Source organism: Streptomyces sp. NPDC002926 (genome assembly GCF_053591755.1).
In genome coordinates this window covers 34,550-49,332 of record NZ_JBSFUK010000023.1, presented here as the reverse complement: position 1 = coordinate 49,332, position 14,783 = coordinate 34,550, and the positions used below count along the sequence as shown (strand labels likewise).

Sequence of the window (14,783 nt, the reverse complement as noted above, 5' to 3'; positions counted from 1 at the left end):
GTGACCAGTCTCAGCGTCGAGACGCTGGCAGCGGACGCCACCGAAACGATCACTTCGGCCGGCAACGCGCAGTTGGGCATCGCCGTCCTGGCGGGCATTGCCGTCATCGTCCTTCTCATCACCAAGTTCAAGGTCCATGCGTTCCTGGCGCTGACCATCGGCTCACTGGCTCTCGGCGCGTTCGCCGGCGCCCCGCTGGACAAGGTCATAGTCAGCTTCACCACCGGCCTCGGCACCACCGTCGCCGGTGTGGGCGTGCTCATCGCGCTCGGTGCGATCCTCGGCAAGCTCCTCGCCGACTCCGGCGGCGCGGACCAGATCGTCGACACGATCCTCGCCAAGGCGGGCGGTCGCGCCATGCCGTGGGCGATGGTGCTCATCGCCTCGGTGATCGGGCTGCCGCTCTTCTTCGAGGTCGGCATCGTGCTGCTGATCCCGGTGGTACTGCTCGTCGCCAAGCGCGGCAACTACTCGCTGATGCGGATCGGCATCCCGGCCCTGGCCGGCCTCTCCGTGATGCACGGGCTGATCCCGCCGCACCCCGGACCGCTGGTCGCGATCGACGCCATCGGCGCCAACCTCGGCGTCACGCTGGCGCTCGGTGTGGTGGTCGCCATTCCGACCGTGATCATCGCGGGTCCGGTGTTCTCCCGATTCGCCGCGCGCTGGGTGGACATCCCGGCGCCGGAGCGCATGATTCCGCAGCGCCCTTCCGAAGACCTGGACCGGCGTCCCGGCTTCGGCGCCACCGTGGCCACCGTGCTGCTGCCGGTCGTCCTCATGCTGGTCAAGGCGCTCGTGGACATCGTCGTCGACGACAAGGAGAGCGGCATCCAGCGTGTCACCGATGTCATCGGCTCACCGCTCATCGCCCTGCTCGCCGCGGTCGTCGTCGCAATGTTCACGCTGGGCCGCGCGGCCGGGTTCACCAAGGAACGGCTCTCCTCCACCGTCGAGAAGTCGCTCGCCCCGATCGCGGGCATCCTGCTGATCGTCGGCGCGGGCGGCGGCTTCAAGCAGACGCTGATCGACGTCGGCGTGGGCCAGATGATCCTGGACTTCTCCAAGAGCTGGTCGATTCCGGCGCTGCTGCTGGCCTGGCTCATCGCCGTGGCCATCCGTCTGGCGACCGGTTCGGCGACCGTGGCGACGATCTCCGCCGCCGGTCTGGTCGCGCCGCTCGCGGCCGATATGTCGACCACACACGCGGCCCTGCTGGTGCTGGCGATCGGCACGGGCTCGCTCTTCTTCAGCCATGTCAACGACGCCGGATTCTGGCTGGTGAAGGAGTACTTCGGGATGAGTGTCGGCCAGACGATCAAGACCTGGTCGGTGATGGAGACGATCATCTCCGTGGTCGGCCTCGGCTGCGTACTGCTGCTGTCACTCGTCCTCTAGCCGGTCGTCCAGCCACAGCGGGTGTTCCCGCTTCGCCCACGGGCGCTCGACCGACCCGGTACGCATACCCCTGCGTGCCTCCGGGTCGGCGAGCGCCATGGCGATGTGTCCGGCCAGCACGATGCCGACGGTCAGCGACAGCCAGTCATGGACGAACGTCGCGCTGGTCCGCCAGACCAGCGGGGTCAGGTGGGTGAACCACATCAGCAGCCCGGTCGCCAGCATCACCAGCACCGCGCCCGCGATCCACCCGGCGTACACCTTCTGCCCGGCGTTGAACTTGCCCGCGGGACGGGACTCGGGACGGCGGTCGCGTCGGCGGGCCGCGCGCAGCCACGTCCGGTCGTGCGGCCCGAAGCGGTTCAGCCTGCGCAGATCGGCACGGAAGGCGGGCGAGGCGAGACCGAGCAGGAACGGTACGGGCAGCAGCAGCCCGGCCCACTCATGGACGGTGACCACCAGGTAGCGGCGGCCGACGAGTTCGGCGATCTGGGGTACGTAGAGAGCCGCGGCGGTCGCCACGCACAGCAGCATCAGCGCGGCAGTCGTACGGTGCACCCAGCGCTCGGCGCGGCTGAACCGCCGTACTTGCGGGGGCCGTTCAGACTGTGGGGGTGTCAGTGCGGCCGTTGGACCGGCCGACCCAGGCGTCGACGTCATAGCCCCGCTCCTCCCAGTAGCCGGGCCGGACGCCGTCGGTGACGGTGATCCCGGAAAGCCATTTCGCCGACTTGTAGAAATACATCGGTGCGACATAGAGCCGGACCGGGCCGCCGTGGGAGTGGCTGACCGGCTTGTCCTGCATCTGCAGGGCAACCAGCACATCGTCGCGACGGGCCTGCGGCAGCGTGAGGCTCTCGCTGTACGTGCCGTCGAAACAGCTGAAGCGGATCGCCCTGGCCTCGGGGCGTACGCCCGCGGCGTCCAGCAGCAGCGACAGCTTGACCCCCGCGAACGGGGTGTCGGGGACCCGCCAGCCGGTGACGCACTGGACGTCGCGCACGACCCGGGTCTGCGGCAGCCTGCGCAGCGCGTCCAGCGTGTAGGTCGCCGGGCGGTCGACCAGACCGTCGACGGTCAGCCGGTAGCTCCGCTCGTCCTTGCGCGGTACGGAGGAGGCGACCGAGTAGTAGCGGAAGCCTCCGCCGTTGGGCAGCAGCCCGCTCAGACCGGTCGGGTCCTTGTCCGAGGCCGCGCCGAGGAAGGATTCGAGCCCGCGCTGCAGATAGGGCGCCGCCACGACTCCGGTCGCGCCGAGGCCGAGCATGCCGAGCACCAAGCGGCGCCCGACGGGCGCGCCCTCGGTGTCGGAGTGGTGTGTGGTCACCCTTTGATTCGAACACTGCGGGCCTTGAGAAGCCAGAAGAACCGGCCGCACGTCAGACTTTCGTCACACTCCGTCGGCAAGTGGCGTTTCGGGGCCCGCCCTCGATCTCCGGACGGGCCGGCATCCGCCCTAGCCCACCGCTTTCGCCGCTGCCCGCCCCGCTGCCCGCCCCGAGAAGATGCAGCCGCCGAGGAACGTGCCCTCCAGCGAGCGGTAGCCGTGCACCCCGCCGCCGCCGAAGCCGGCCGATTCGCCCGCCGCGTACAGACCCGCCAGCGGCTGGCCGTCCTCGCCGAGCACCCGCGAGGACAGGTCGGTCTCCAGGCCTCCGAGGGATTTGCGGGTGACGATATTCAGCCGTACGGCGATGAGCGGTCCGGCCTTGGGGTCGAGGATGCGGTGCGGTGCGGCGGTACGTATGAGCTTGTCGCCGAGATAGTTGCGGGCCCCGCGGATGGCTGTGACCTGGAGGTCCTTGGTGAACCGGTTCTTGATCTCCCGGTCCCGCGCGGTGATCTCGCGCCGCAGCTCCGCCTCGTCGATCAGCGCCTCCTTGGTGAGTGCGTTCATCCCTCGTACGAGTGCGGAGAGATCGTGCTCGACGACGAAGTCGACGCCGTTGTCCATGAAGGCCTTCACCGGGCCCGGGACATCGGCCCTGGCGCGCCCGATCACATCGCGGATCGACTTCCCGGTCAGATCCGGGTTCTGCTCGGAGCCCGACAGTGCGAACTCCTTGCCGATGATCTTCTGGTCGAGCACGAACCAGGTGTAGTCGTGACCGGACTTCATGATGTGTTCGAGCGTGCCGAGCGTGTCGAAGCCGGGGAAGAGCGGGACGGGCAGCCGCTTGCCGCGCGCGTCCAGCCAGAGGGAGGACGGGCCGGGCAGGATGCGGATGCCGTGCCTGGCCCAGATCGGGTTCCAGTTCTCGATGCCCTCGGTGTAGTGCCACATCCGGTCGCGGTTGATGTGGCTCGCGCCCGCGCCCTCCGCGATGCCGAGCATCAGCCCGTCGACATGCGCGGGAACGCCGGAGAGCATCTTCCGGGGCGGGGTGCCGAGCCGCTCGGGCCACTGGGCGCGTACGAGATCGTGGTTGCCGCCTATGCCGCCCGAGGTGACGATCACCGCCTGCGCGCGGAACTCGAAGGCGCCGGCCACCTCCCGGCTGCTCGCGGTGCCGCGCTCGGCGGCGGACGGTTCGAGGACCTCGCCGCTGACGGTGTCCAGCACTCCCGCGCTGCCGCTCAGCCCGGTGACGCGGTGCCGGAACCTCAGCTGGACCAGGCCGCGCGCGACGCCTTCCCGGACCCGGCGTTCGAAGGGTGCGACCACGCCGGGTCCGGTGCCCCAGGTGACGTGGAAACGCGGTACGGAGTTGCCGTGGCCGGTGGCGTCGTATCCGCCGCGCTCGGCCCAGCCCACCACCGGGAAGAACCGCATTCCCTGCGCGTGCAGCCAGGCCCGCTTCTCGCCGGCGGCGAAGTCGACGTATGCCTCGGCCCACTCGCGCGGCCACCGGTCCTCGTCGCGGTCGAACCCGGCGGTGCCGAGCCAGTCCTGGAGCGCCAGGGCCCTGCTGTCCTTGATCCGCATCCGCCGCTGCTCGGGCGAGTCGACGAAGAACAGCCCGCCGAAGGACCAGTGCGCCTGCCCGCCGATGGACTGCTCGGGCTCCTGGTCGAGAAGGATGACCTTGCGCCCCGCGTCGACGAGCTCCGCGGTGGCCACCAGGCCTGCCAGCCCTGCCCCGATCACGATCACATCAGCGTCGTACGCCATGAGTTCCATCCTTGTCGGGCTCGGCCGTGTCAGGGGCGCGTGCGGTGGTCCGATCTTCGGTACGGGTCAGTAACTAGTCAACAGTCCGGTCGGCCGGTGATTGGATGGGGGCATGACTCCCGCTGACGAAATCCTGGACATCGTCGATGAGAACGACGAGGTGATAGGCCAGGCTCCGCGCGGCGAGGCATACGCCCGCCGGATGCGCCACCGTTGTGCGTTCATCCTCGTCAGGGACGCGGAGGGCCGGATCTTCGTCCACCGTCGTACGGCGACGAAGCTTGTCTTCCCCTCGCTGTACGACATGTTCGTCGGCGGCGTCGTCGGCGCGGGCGAGAGCTACGACGAGGCGGCGCTGCGCGAGGCCGAGGAGGAGCTCGGGGTCCGAGGACTCCCCCGGCCCGAACCGCTGTTCAAGTTCCTGTACGAGAACGGCGAGCAGACCTGGTGGTCGGCCGTGTACGAGGTCCGCTGCGAGCTGCCCGTGCACCCTCAGGCCGAGGAGATCGCCTGGCACGACTTCCTGCCGGAGGATGAGCTGGAGCGGCGGCTCGGTGAGTGGGAGTGGGTGCCGGACGGGCTCGCGGCGTACGAACGGGTGCGGGAGTCGGGTACGCGGCCCTCCTGACCGGGCGTCGGTGCCCGGTCGGAGGTGATGCCCGGCGCCGGGGAAGCGCGCGGGGGTGTGGCCGCTGCCACGGACCGGGATCGTGCTGCCGTCCCGTACGGCCCGACTCGGCAGCTGCCGGATGGAGTTGCCGAGGATCGGACAGCGGCTCCCGCGTACCGCCGCCCGGTGGCCGGGGCCACTGACAACTCCGCGGGTAGGGTGCGGCAGGTGAGCGAAATCGGACAGAGCCTGCGGCTGTGGTTCGCGCCCCAGCGGGTGCGGGAGGAGGGCGAGACTCCCGACTACCGGTTCTCGCTCGCCAATGAGCGGACCTTTCTCGCCTGGCTGCGTACGGCGCTCGCACTGATCGGCGGCGGGTTCGCGGTCGACCAGTTTCTGCCGGACCTGGCCTGGGGATTGCGCGCGGGGATGGCGCTCGGGCTGCTGGGCGCCGGGGTGCTGTGCGCGCTGCGCGCTGTGAATCACTGGGTGCGGTGCGAGCGGGCGATGCGGCGGGGCGAGGACCTGCCCGTTTCGCGGTTCCCGACCCTCCTGAGCATGGTGATCGCCGTCGTCGCGGTGGCGATGGTGGTGGTCGTTCTCTTCGGCTGGGAGGGCGGGCGTTGACCGCAGGGCCGGAGCGGGATCCGGGGCTGCAGCCCGAGCGGACCCGGCTGGCGTGGCGCAGGACCACCCTGGCGTTCACCGTGGCGGCCGTGCTCGCTGCCCGGCAGGCGGCCGGCGGTGATCTGGGCACTGCCGGGTTCATCGCGGTGGCCTGCAGTGCCCTGGTGTGGCTGGGTTTTCTGCGGGTGGCTCACCGGCGCGTGCACGCGCTGGGTACCGGCCCCAGACCGCAGGCGCTGCCGGGCCGCGCCGCGCTGGCAGCCGTGGCCTGCACGGTCGCCCTGGCCGGTTTCGCGGTCGCGGTGATCGTCTGAGCTCAGGCCTCCCGTCGGCTCGGGCTTCCGGTCGGCTCGGGCTTCCGGTCGGTTCGGGCCGCCCGGTCGACGGTGACGACGATCCTGCCGCGGGTGCGGCCCTCCGCGTCCGGCGCTTGGGCCTCGGCCGCCTGTTCCGGCGGGAAGGTCCGGTCCCCATGGAATCCGACCCTCAGCCGCGGTCAGCGCCGGCGCAGGCCGGGTCTGCACGAGCGCCCCGGGCCGGTCGGCGCGCGCCTGCGCGGTGTGCGCGGTCATCCTGTTTCCCGGGCGTGGCACGGGGCCGGGACACGGACGGAGAGAGTCCCGACGGCTAGCCTGAAGAGCGACAGAACGCCACGAATCACATCAAAGGTGAGCGTCATGACCGTTCTCCACCACGAACATCCCACGCATGAGCACACGCACGGTCCGGCCTGCGGACATACCGAGGTTCCGCACGGCGACCACGTGGATTACGCGCACGACGGCCACCTCCACCGGGCGCACTCCGGGCACTGGGACGAGTGCGAGCCGGGCGAGCATGTCTCGCACAGCGGCCATGCGCACGATCACGGCCCGGGCTGCGGGCACCCCGCCGTGAAGCACGGCGACCATATGGACTACGTCCACGACGGACACCGGCACGCCCAGCATGACGGCCACTGGGACGACCACTGAGCACGGCCGGCTCCCGCCTTCCCCCGCGCCCCGGCCAACTGGCAGTCTGTTACCGCTCGGTTCGGCCTTGACCCGGGGGAGTTCAGTTGTCTGCAACGGATCCGTACACCATCCGGCTCGCCCCGGAAGTGCACGCCTATGTCCAGCCGGACGGCGGCTGGTGCCTGAACAACGCGGGGTTCGTCAGCGACGGGGAGTCGACCCTCCTCATCGACACCGCCGCCACGGAACGGCGGGCGCGAGCGCTGCGTGAGGCGGTCCTGGCGAGCGGCGTCCCGCTGCCCCGCACCATCGTCAATACGCATCACCACGGCGATCACACCTACGGCAACACGGTCTTCACTCCGCGAGCCGTGGTGATCGGGCACGACCTGTGCCGCAGCGAGCAGTTGTCGGCAGGCCATCAGCTCCATCTGATGTGGCCGCGGACCGACTTCGGCGACATCACGATCACCGCGCCCACCGTGACGTACAACGACCGGCTCACCGTCCATGTCGGTGACATCGAGGTGCGGCTGATCCACCCCGGCGGCGTCGCGCACACCCTCGGCGACACCATCGTGCATCTGCCGCGGCAAAGGGTGGTCTTCACCGGGGACCTGATCTTCCAGGGCGGCACGCCCTTCATCCCGATGGGCTCGCTGAGCGGGTCCCTGCGGGCACTGGACGTGCTGCGCTCGCTCGACGCGACGACGGTCGTCCCCGGCCACGGTCCGGTCACCGACCCGTCGGCCTACGACGCGACGGAGCGCTATCTGCGGTACGTCGCCGAGCTGGCCCAGGAGGGACGCGCCAAGGGGCGCACTCCGCTGGAGACGGCGCGTGAGGCGGATCTCGGGGGCTTCGCCGATCTGCGGGAGAGTGAGCGCCTGGTGGCGAATCTGCACCGGGCGTACGTGGAGCTGGACGGGCAGCCGGAGGGCTCGCCACTGGATCCCGTGCTGGTCTTCGGCGATATGGCGGCGATGAACGGCGGCGTGCCGGTGGCCTGCCACGCCTGAGCGGTCCCGCCGCCTGACCGACAGCGACCTGGTTCCCGTATGTCACGGACCCACCTGGATGTGATCCGACGCGGTGTGATCCGGACCCGGGTTCCGCCGCGCACTGGACGACATACCGACTGGTCGGTCATCATGAACCGGATCCGTTCCTATGCGCCCCCGGAGGTGCCAACCATGAGCTCAGTCCCCCCGCCAGGCCTCGATCCCGAGCAGCTGCGCGGTTATCTCGACCGCGAGCGTCCGGGTCTGGTGAGCGGACCGCTCAGCGCCCGGCTGATCCAGGGCGGCCGCTCCAACCTCACGTACTCCGTGACCGACGGAACCGGCCGCTGGGTCGTCCGCAGGCCGCCGCTCGGGCATGTGCTGGCCACCGCGCACGACATGAAGCGTGAGCACCGGGTGATCAGCGCACTGCACCCGACCGCCGTGCCGGTGCCCGAGCCCGTGCTGCTGTGCGAGGACGAGGCGGTGATCGGGTCGCCGTTCTATGTCATGGAGTTCGTGGACGGCACTCCGTACCGTACGGCCGAGGAACTGGCACCGATCGGATCCCGGCGCACCCGGGACACGGTGCTCGGCCTGGTCGACACCCTCGTGGAACTGCATGCCGTGAACCCCGAGTCGGTGGGTCTGGGCGACTTCGGCCGGCCCGAGGGCTTCCTCGACCGGCAGCTGCGGCGGTGGGGCAAGCAGTTGGACGCCTCCCGCAACCGCGAACTCGCCGGCATCGACGAGCTGCACGCCGCACTCGGCGGCTCGCTGCCCGCCTCCCCCACAGCCACCGTCATCCACGGCGACTACCGGCTGGACAACGTCCTGGTCGGCGAGGACGACCGGATCAAGGCGGTGCTGGACTGGGAGATGTCGACCCTCGGCGATCCGCTGACCGACCTCGGTCTGCTGGTGATGTACAGCGCCAGGCTGGAGCTGCCCGACTCTCCGATCAGCACGACCGCGGGAGCGCCGGGCCATCCGGACGCTGCCGAGCTGATCGAGCGGTACGCCGCCCGCTCCGGCCGCGACACCTCCGCCATCTCCTGGTACACGGCCTTCGCCTGGTTCAAGCTCGCCGTGATCCTCGAGGGCATCCACTACCGCTACACCCTCGGCCAGACCGTCGGCGCCGGCTTCGACCGGATCGGCGATCTCGTCCCCGTCTTCATCGAGCACGGCCGCACCACCCTCCAGGAAGGCTGAGTACACCCATGGACTTCGCATTCGACGCGCGCACCGAGGAGCTGCGTGCCCGGCTGCTCGCCTTCATGGACGAGCACGTCTACCCGGCCGAGGCGATCGAGCACGAGCAGCGCCTGCAGCTGGCCTCGCCGTGGGACACCCCGGTGATCGTGGAGGAGCTGAAGGCCGAGGCGCGCAAGCAGGGCCTGTGGAACCTCTTCCTGCCCGATGCCGAACACGGCGCCGGACTGACCAACCTGCAGTACGCGCCGCTCGCCGAGATCACCGGTCGCAGCCCGCACCTGGCCCCGACGGCGCTGAACTGTGCCGCTCCGGACACCGGGAACATGGAGGTGCTCGCGCAGTTCGCCACCGACGACCAGAAGAAGCAGTGGCTGGAGCCGCTGCTCGCCGGTGAGATCCGGTCGGCGTTCGCGATGACCGAGCCCGAGGTCGCCTCGTCCGACGCGACGAACATCCAGACGCGGATCGAGCGCGACGGTGACGACTACGTCATCAACGGCCGCAAGTGGTACATCTCCGGGGCGATGAACCCCCTCTGCAAGATCTTCATCGTGATGGGCAAGACCGACCCGGACGGCGACGACATCCGCCGCCAGCAGTCGATGATCCTGGTTCCGCGCGACGCCCCCGGTCTCGAAGTCCGGCGCGCCATGCAGGTGTACGGCTACGAGGACCACTCGCACGGCGGCCACGCCGAGATCGTCTTCAACAATGTCCGGGTGCCCGCCTCGAACCTCATCGGTGAGGAGGGCGGCGGCTTCGCCATCGCCCAGGCGCGCCTCGGCCCTGGCCGTATCCACCACTGCATGCGGCTGATCGGCATGGCCGAGCGGGCCATCGAGCTGATGTGCCGGCGGGCCGTGTCGCGTGAGGCCTTCGGCAAGGCGATCGCCCAGCAGGGCGTCGTGCAGAACTGGATCGCGGACGCCCGGGTGACGGTCGAGCAGCTGCGTCTCCTGGTGCTGAAGACCGCGTGGCTGATGGACACGGTCGGCAACCGCGGTGCGCACGCGGAGATCCAGGCCATCAAGATCGCCACCCCGCGCGCGGTCGTGGACATCCTCGACAAGGCGGTCCAGGTGCATGGCGCGGGCGGTGTGAGCCAGGACTTCCCGCTGGCCGAACTCTGGGCCGCGGCACGGACGTTGAAGCTGGCGGACGGCCCGGACGAGGTGCACCAGCGCTCGCTGGCGCGGCGTGAGCTGAAGCAGTACATGTAGGCATTCGCCGGGGCTCCGCCCCGGATGCCGGTCCTCAGTCAGCCGGGCGGGCCTGATTCCAGGCCCGCCCGGCTGACTGAGGACACAACGGCGACTACGGGCGCAGCGCGCGCAGCAGCATGTCCGCGAGGTGGTCGGCGACCTGCTGCGGAGTGAGCGGGCCGTCCGGGCTGTACCAGGTGGACAGATGATGGACCGAGCCGAAGTGGTAGTCCACCACCAGGTCGGCGGGGGTGGCCGAGGAGAACACCCCGCTCCGCTGGCCCTCCTCGACCAGCGCGCGGAACCGCTCGTGATAGCGGCGGCGCTCGGCACGTACCTGCTTGTGCTTCTCCGGGCTCAGATGATGCATCGACCGGAAGAAGATCGCCGCGTCGTCGAGGTTGTCGATCGTGGTCACGACCACATCGGCCGCGGCCCCGCGCAGCCGCCGCTCCACCGGCTCATCGGCGTTCGCGTAGGCGTCGAGCCGCTCCTGCTGGATCCGGAGCACTCGCGCGTAGACCTCCTGGAGCAGGTCTTCCTTGGAGCCGAAGTAGTGGTAGAGCGCCCCCTTGGTGACGCCGGCCGCCTCGACGATCTCCTGCACGGAGGTGCGGTCGTAGCCGCGTTCGGCGAAGAGCCGGGTGGCGGCGGCCAGCAGCCTCTGCGGGACAGGGGCGCCGTCCCCGTCCGTCGTCCTGGCCATTGCCGCCACCCACCTCTCGTTCAGTACCACTGAGTAACTTACTTGTTGAAACGCAGTTCCCGCCGGAGGATCTTCCCACTTGTCGTTTTGGGCAGTTCCGGCAGGATCTCCACCACCCGCGGGTACTTGTACGCGGCCAGCCGCTCCGCGCAGTACGCGGAGATTTCAGCCGGTTCCACGTCGACTCCAGGGCGCAGGCTGACGTATGCCTTGACCGTTTCCCCACGGTAGTCGTCGGGGACGCCCACAACGGCCGCCTCGCGCACCGCCGGGTGGGTGTAAAGGACGTCCTCGACCTCGCGCGGCCAGACCTTGAAACCGGAAGCGTTGATCATGTCCTTCTTGCGGTCGACGACATAGAGCCAACCGTCAGCGTCCATGAAGCCGATGTCTCCGGTGCGCAGCTCGCCGTCCGGGAACGCCTCGGCGGTGGCGTCCGGCAGCTTCCAGTAGCCGGGCACGACCTGGGGACCGCTGACCGCGATCTCACCCGGCTCGCCGAAGGGCACCTCCTCGCCCGTCTCGTCGATGATCCGCACCAGCGTGTCCGGCCCCGGCACGCCGACGGAGAGGGTGCCGGAGGCCGGGTCGACCGGGGCCTCCTTCTCCGGCGGCACGGAGGCGCAGGGCGCTGTGCACTCGGTGAGGCCGTAGCCGTTGCGGACGTACGGGCCGAAGCCGGCGCGGAACCTCTCGACCAGCGCGGGCGGCACCGGGGCGCCGCCCGAGGAGATCACCTGAAAGGAGTCGAAGTGCTCGCGGGTGGCGGTGGGCTGTGCGGCGAGCGCCATGAAGGCGGTGGAGGGTCCCACGGTGTACGCGGGCCGGTGCTCCGCGAAGGCGTCGAGGACAACGCCCGCCTCGAAGCGGTAGGCGAGCGCAAGGGTGCCGGCGTTGGCGATACAGGCGGCGAGCTGGCAGACCATGCCGGTGATGTGGAACAGGGGCGCGAGCGCGAAGTAACAGGCACCCTCGGGCAGAGGGTGGCCGGTGCGCTGGCGCTCGGCGTTGTAGGTGATGCCGCCGTGGAGGTTCATGGCCCCCTTGGGAGTGCCACTGGTGCCCGAGGTGTAGCTGATCAACGCCACGTCGGCGGTGGCGAGTTCACGGTCCACCGGAGCAGTGTGCCCGGCGCGGGCCACGCTCACCAGATCGTCGGCGTCCACCGCCTGCGGCAGCCGCTCGAAGCCGAGGACACGGGCGTCGTTCCGGGTCTGCAGATCGAGTTCGCAGGCGGTGAGCGCGATACGTACGGACGAGACGGCGGCGCTCGCGCGCAGATAGGTCTCCCAGGCACGGTCCGAGCAGATCAGCGCGGTGACGTCGGCGTCGTTCAGTACGTGCGACACCTCGGCCGACTTGTACATCGGGTTGAGCGGGACGACGGTGGCGCCGGCCTTCCAGGCACCCAGCAGCGCGATCACGAAGTGCGGGGAGTTCTGCAGCATGATCGCGACACGGTCGCCGCGCCTGACACCGCGTGCGGCGAGATGGCCCGCGACGGAGTCGGAGAGCGCGTCGGTCTCGCGGTAGCTGAGCCGTCCGTCGAAGTAGGCGAGGGCGGTGTGCTCGGGGGCCCGTTCGACGGCGGCGCGGAAGGAGTGCACCACGGTCGCCGGCGGGGTGATGTCGGCGCGCTGGACGTCAGTGAGCTGGGAGAGCCACGGCTTGGCGGCGTAGATCGAGGTCACCGGGCCGTCCCTTCCCACTTCTGCTGAAGGTGGTTCATACCGGTCAGCCAGCGTTCGGGCGTGGCGGCACGGGCCTGGTAGTACTCGGCGACCTCGGGGTGCGGCAGGATCAGGAAGCGGTCGGCCTCGATGCCCTCGAAGAGCGCGTCGGCGACGTCCTCGGGCTCGATCGCGGTCGGCGCGAGGACGAGCTCTCCCGCCGATCCGGCCGCCGTCAGCATGTCCGTACGCACGCCCTGGGGGCAGATCGCGTGGACCTTGATGCCGCGGTGGCGGTAGGTGAGCGAGAGCCACTCGGCGAAGGCGTACGCGCCGTGCTTCGTGACGCTGTACGGGGCCGCGCCGACCATGGTGAGCAGCCCGGCGGCGGAGACGGTGGAGACGAAGCGGCCGCTCCCCCGCTCCAGCCAGTCGGGCAGCAGGGTGCGGGCCGCGCGGACATGCGCCATGAGATTGACGTCCCAGGCGGCTGCCCAGACCTCTTCGTCGGCGAAGACGTCGCCGGGCGAGGCGAGGCCGGCGTTGGCGCAGTAGACGTCCACGGTGCCCCCCAGCGCGTCGCGGGCCGCTTCCACGATCTCCGAGGCGTCACCGGGGACCGCGGTCGCGCCGATCTCGTCGGCGATCGCCTTGGTCCTTGTGGGATCGAGGTCGTTGACCACGACGCGGGCGCCCTCCGCCGCGAACCGGCGGGCGAGTGCGGCGCCGATGCCGCCGCCCGCGCCCGTAACCACAACTCCAGCGCCGTGCACCGTACCCATCAAGCTCCGCCTCTCCGCGTGCCGACCATCACCGCAGACTAACCAGTCGGTATGTCGTGAGGGAAGGGGCGGGCCGTAAGGGGAGCGGCCGATGGACCGGAAGGCCGGATGCGAACCTGGAGGCGGGGTCGTTCCCCGCGGCCGGTGTGCGCGCTAGCGTGCGTGGCCATGACGGACGACGGTCACGGAGGTAGCCCGATGAGCCTGTCCAGACGAGGTTTGCTGGCCGCCGGAGGCGCGGCGGGCGCGCTGGCGGCGACATCCGGTTCGGCCGCGGCGCGGCCGGGGGCGTCCGTCGCGCGGTTCGGCGACGGCGGCCGGGTACGTACCGGTTTCGACCGGCTGGCCGCCGACGGATACGCACGGCTGTCCGGACAGCGGGTCGGGGTGGTCACCAACCCCACCGGGATCACCCGGGACGTACGCCACATCGTGGACGTCATGCATGCCGACGACCGGGTGGACATCGCCGCCGTCTTCGGTCCCGAACACGGCTTCCGCGGTACCGCGCAGGCAGGCGGTTCCGAGGGCCGCTACAACGACCCGGCGACCGGGCTGCCCGTCTACGACACCTACCTCAAGAGCGGGCAGCCGCTCGCCGACATCTTCACCGTGTCGGGCGTGGAGACGATCGTCTTCGACATCCAGGACGCCGGCGCCCGTTTCTACACGTACATCTGGACGCTCTACGACTGCATGCAGGCGGCGGCGCTGGCGGGCAAGCGCTTCGTGGTGCTCGACCGGCCGAACCCGGTGACGGGCAGGGCCGCCCTCGGCCCCGTGCTCGACAAGGGGTTCGCGAGCTTCGTGGGCCGCGAGCCGATCTCCCAGGCACACGGCATGACCGTGACCGAGCTGGCGGAACTGTTCAACGGTGAGTTCCTGACGAAGCCGGTGGAGTTGGAGACGGTACGGATGTCGGGCTGGCGGCGATCGGACTTCTTCGACGGGACGGGCCTGCCGTGGGTGCCGCCGAGCCCCAATATGCCGACGCCGGACACCGCGCTCGTCTATTCGGGGACCTGTCTTTTCGAGGGCACGAATCTGTCGGAGGGGCGCGGGACGACACGGCCGTTCGAGCTGCTGGGCGCGGAGGGCATCGACCGCAAGTGGGCGGAGGCCGTGAACACGCTCCGACTGCCGGGCGTCCGCTTCCGCGAGGCGTACTTCGCTCCGACCTTCTCCAAGTTCCAGGGCAAGACGATCGGCGGGGTCCAACTCCACGTCCACGAACGGAAGTCGTACGACCCGGTCCGTACGGGGATCGCTCTGCTGGTGACGGCGAAGCGGACCTGGAGCGGTTTCGCCTGGCGCCCGGACAACTGGATCGACAAGCTGACGGGCTCGGCGAAGGTACGCACGATGATCGACGCGGGTGCCGGGACGGACGAGGTGGTCGGGGCGTGGCAGAGCGAGCTGACTGCCTTCCGGGCCGTACGGAAGAGGTATCTGCGGTATTGACGGGCCCGGCCCACCGTACGACCGGCTCTGATCGGCTCTG

The 14,783-nt window shown here is 70.1% G+C and carries 15 protein-coding genes; 9 read left to right on the top strand and 6 right to left on the bottom strand.

Annotation, left to right across the window (positions count from 1 at the left end):
- Window positions 1-1,398 carry a GntT/GntP/DsdX family permease gene (locus ACWDZ6_RS26305; RefSeq protein WP_451504805.1) on the top strand — a complete coding sequence of 466 codons (1,398 nt, stop codon included), beginning with the start codon at window positions 1-3 and terminating at the stop codon, window positions 1,396-1,398.
- On the opposite strand, the gene ACWDZ6_RS26300 is transcribed toward ACWDZ6_RS26305, so the two are convergent.
- The 3 genes from ACWDZ6_RS26300 to ACWDZ6_RS26290 all read right to left on the bottom strand — a co-directional run bounded on the left by ACWDZ6_RS26300 (window position 1,384) and on the right by ACWDZ6_RS26290 (window position 4,510).
- Window positions 1,384-2,058: a cytochrome b/b6 domain-containing protein gene (locus ACWDZ6_RS26300; RefSeq protein WP_451504804.1), complete on the bottom strand. Its 675-nt coding sequence runs from the start codon at window positions 2,056-2,058 to the stop codon at window positions 1,384-1,386. The genes ACWDZ6_RS26305 and ACWDZ6_RS26300 overlap by 15 nt on opposite strands.
- A complete protein-coding gene (locus ACWDZ6_RS26295) occupies window positions 2,000-2,665 on the bottom strand; it encodes a molybdopterin-dependent oxidoreductase (protein WP_451504824.1) in 666 nt (221 codons plus the stop codon). The genes ACWDZ6_RS26300 and ACWDZ6_RS26295 overlap by 59 nt, the downstream gene beginning before the upstream one ends.
- A gap of 189 nt (window positions 2,666-2,854) precedes the next feature.
- Complete coding sequence (locus ACWDZ6_RS26290) at window positions 2,855-4,510, bottom strand: FAD-binding dehydrogenase (protein ID WP_389183104.1); 1,656 nt, start codon at window positions 4,508-4,510, stop codon at window positions 2,855-2,857.
- 112 nt (window positions 4,511-4,622) lie between these two features.
- Here ACWDZ6_RS26290 and ACWDZ6_RS26285 point away from each other — a divergent pair, with 112 nt between their 5' ends.
- From ACWDZ6_RS26285 to ACWDZ6_RS26255, 7 genes are all read left to right on the top strand, one after another.
- Window positions 4,623-5,138, top strand: coding sequence for an NUDIX hydrolase (locus tag ACWDZ6_RS26285; RefSeq protein WP_389183107.1), 516 nt, complete (start codon window positions 4,623-4,625; stop codon window positions 5,136-5,138).
- 210 nt (window positions 5,139-5,348) lie between these two features.
- The gene (locus ACWDZ6_RS26280) at window positions 5,349-5,747 is read left to right on the top strand and encodes a YidH family protein (RefSeq protein ID WP_326648795.1); all 399 of its coding nucleotides are present in this window, start codon (window positions 5,349-5,351) and stop codon (window positions 5,745-5,747) included.
- Window positions 5,744-6,061: a DUF202 domain-containing protein gene (locus ACWDZ6_RS26275; protein WP_451504803.1), complete on the top strand. Its 318-nt coding sequence runs from the start codon at window positions 5,744-5,746 to the stop codon at window positions 6,059-6,061. The genes ACWDZ6_RS26280 and ACWDZ6_RS26275 overlap by 4 nt, the downstream gene beginning before the upstream one ends.
- A gap of 363 nt (window positions 6,062-6,424) precedes the next feature.
- Window positions 6,425-6,721 carry a hypothetical protein gene (locus tag ACWDZ6_RS26270; RefSeq protein ID WP_451504802.1) on the top strand — a complete coding sequence of 99 codons (297 nt, stop codon included), beginning with the start codon at window positions 6,425-6,427 and terminating at the stop codon, window positions 6,719-6,721.
- 86 nt (window positions 6,722-6,807) lie between these two features.
- Window positions 6,808-7,722 (top strand): MBL fold metallo-hydrolase, encoded by a 915-nt coding sequence (locus tag ACWDZ6_RS26265; RefSeq protein ID WP_451504801.1) that lies wholly within the window; start codon window positions 6,808-6,810, stop codon window positions 7,720-7,722.
- A gap of 174 nt (window positions 7,723-7,896) precedes the next feature.
- Entirely contained in the window at window positions 7,897-8,919 is a 1,023-nt protein-coding gene (locus ACWDZ6_RS26260) for a phosphotransferase family protein (RefSeq protein WP_451504800.1), read from the top strand.
- Between the two features lie 8 nt (window positions 8,920-8,927).
- Window positions 8,928-10,142: an acyl-CoA dehydrogenase family protein gene (locus ACWDZ6_RS26255; protein WP_451504799.1), complete on the top strand. Its 1,215-nt coding sequence runs from the start codon at window positions 8,928-8,930 to the stop codon at window positions 10,140-10,142.
- 94 nt (window positions 10,143-10,236) lie between these two features.
- On the opposite strand, the gene ACWDZ6_RS26250 is transcribed toward ACWDZ6_RS26255, so the two are convergent.
- From ACWDZ6_RS26250 to ACWDZ6_RS26240, 3 genes are read right to left on the bottom strand one after another with little or no spacing between them, the layout of a single operon-like run.
- Window positions 10,237-10,830: a TetR/AcrR family transcriptional regulator gene (locus tag ACWDZ6_RS26250; RefSeq protein ID WP_326648801.1), complete on the bottom strand. Its 594-nt coding sequence runs from the start codon at window positions 10,828-10,830 to the stop codon at window positions 10,237-10,239.
- Window positions 10,831-10,868: 38 nt separating this feature from the next.
- The gene (locus ACWDZ6_RS26245; protein WP_451504798.1) at window positions 10,869-12,521 is read right to left on the bottom strand and encodes a class I adenylate-forming enzyme family protein; all 1,653 of its coding nucleotides are present in this window, start codon (window positions 12,519-12,521) and stop codon (window positions 10,869-10,871) included.
- Window positions 12,518-13,282: an SDR family oxidoreductase gene (locus ACWDZ6_RS26240; protein WP_366734317.1), complete on the bottom strand. Its 765-nt coding sequence runs from the start codon at window positions 13,280-13,282 to the stop codon at window positions 12,518-12,520. The genes ACWDZ6_RS26245 and ACWDZ6_RS26240 overlap by 4 nt, the downstream gene beginning before the upstream one ends.
- 198 nt (window positions 13,283-13,480) lie before the next feature.
- Between ACWDZ6_RS26240 and ACWDZ6_RS26235 the strand changes: the two genes are divergently transcribed.
- Window positions 13,481-14,743 (top strand): exo-beta-N-acetylmuramidase NamZ family protein, encoded by a 1,263-nt coding sequence (locus tag ACWDZ6_RS26235; protein ID WP_451504797.1) that lies wholly within the window; start codon window positions 13,481-13,483, stop codon window positions 14,741-14,743.
- Window positions 14,744-14,783 lie beyond the last annotated feature (40 nt).

Bases quoted from the DNA above. Each gene is read 5' to 3' on its own strand.
- ACWDZ6_RS26250 (WP_326648801.1), bottom strand. From the start codon at position 10,830: ATGGCCAGGACGACGGACGGGGACGGCGCCCCTGTCCCGCAGAGGCTG.
- ACWDZ6_RS26260 (WP_451504800.1), top strand. From the start codon at position 7,897: ATGAGCTCAGTCCCCCCGCCAGGCCTCGATCCCGAGCAGCTGCGCGGT.
- ACWDZ6_RS26270 (WP_451504802.1), top strand. From the start codon at position 6,425: ATGACCGTTCTCCACCACGAACATCCCACGCATGAGCACACGCACGGT.
- ACWDZ6_RS26255 (WP_451504799.1), top strand. From the start codon at position 8,928: ATGGACTTCGCATTCGACGCGCGCACCGAGGAGCTGCGTGCCCGGCTG.
- ACWDZ6_RS26290 (WP_389183104.1), bottom strand. From the start codon at position 4,510: ATGGCGTACGACGCTGATGTGATCGTGATCGGGGCAGGGCTGGCAGGC.
- ACWDZ6_RS26295 (WP_451504824.1), bottom strand. From the start codon at position 2,665: ATGCTCGGCCTCGGCGCGACCGGAGTCGTGGCGGCGCCCTATCTGCAG.
- ACWDZ6_RS26285 (WP_389183107.1), top strand. From the start codon at position 4,623: ATGACTCCCGCTGACGAAATCCTGGACATCGTCGATGAGAACGACGAG.
- ACWDZ6_RS26235 (WP_451504797.1), top strand. From the start codon at position 13,481: ATGAGCCTGTCCAGACGAGGTTTGCTGGCCGCCGGAGGCGCGGCGGGC.
- ACWDZ6_RS26240 (WP_366734317.1), bottom strand. From the start codon at position 13,282: ATGGGTACGGTGCACGGCGCTGGAGTTGTGGTTACGGGCGCGGGCGGC.
- ACWDZ6_RS26300 (WP_451504804.1), bottom strand. From the start codon at position 2,058: ATGACGTCGACGCCTGGGTCGGCCGGTCCAACGGCCGCACTGACACCC.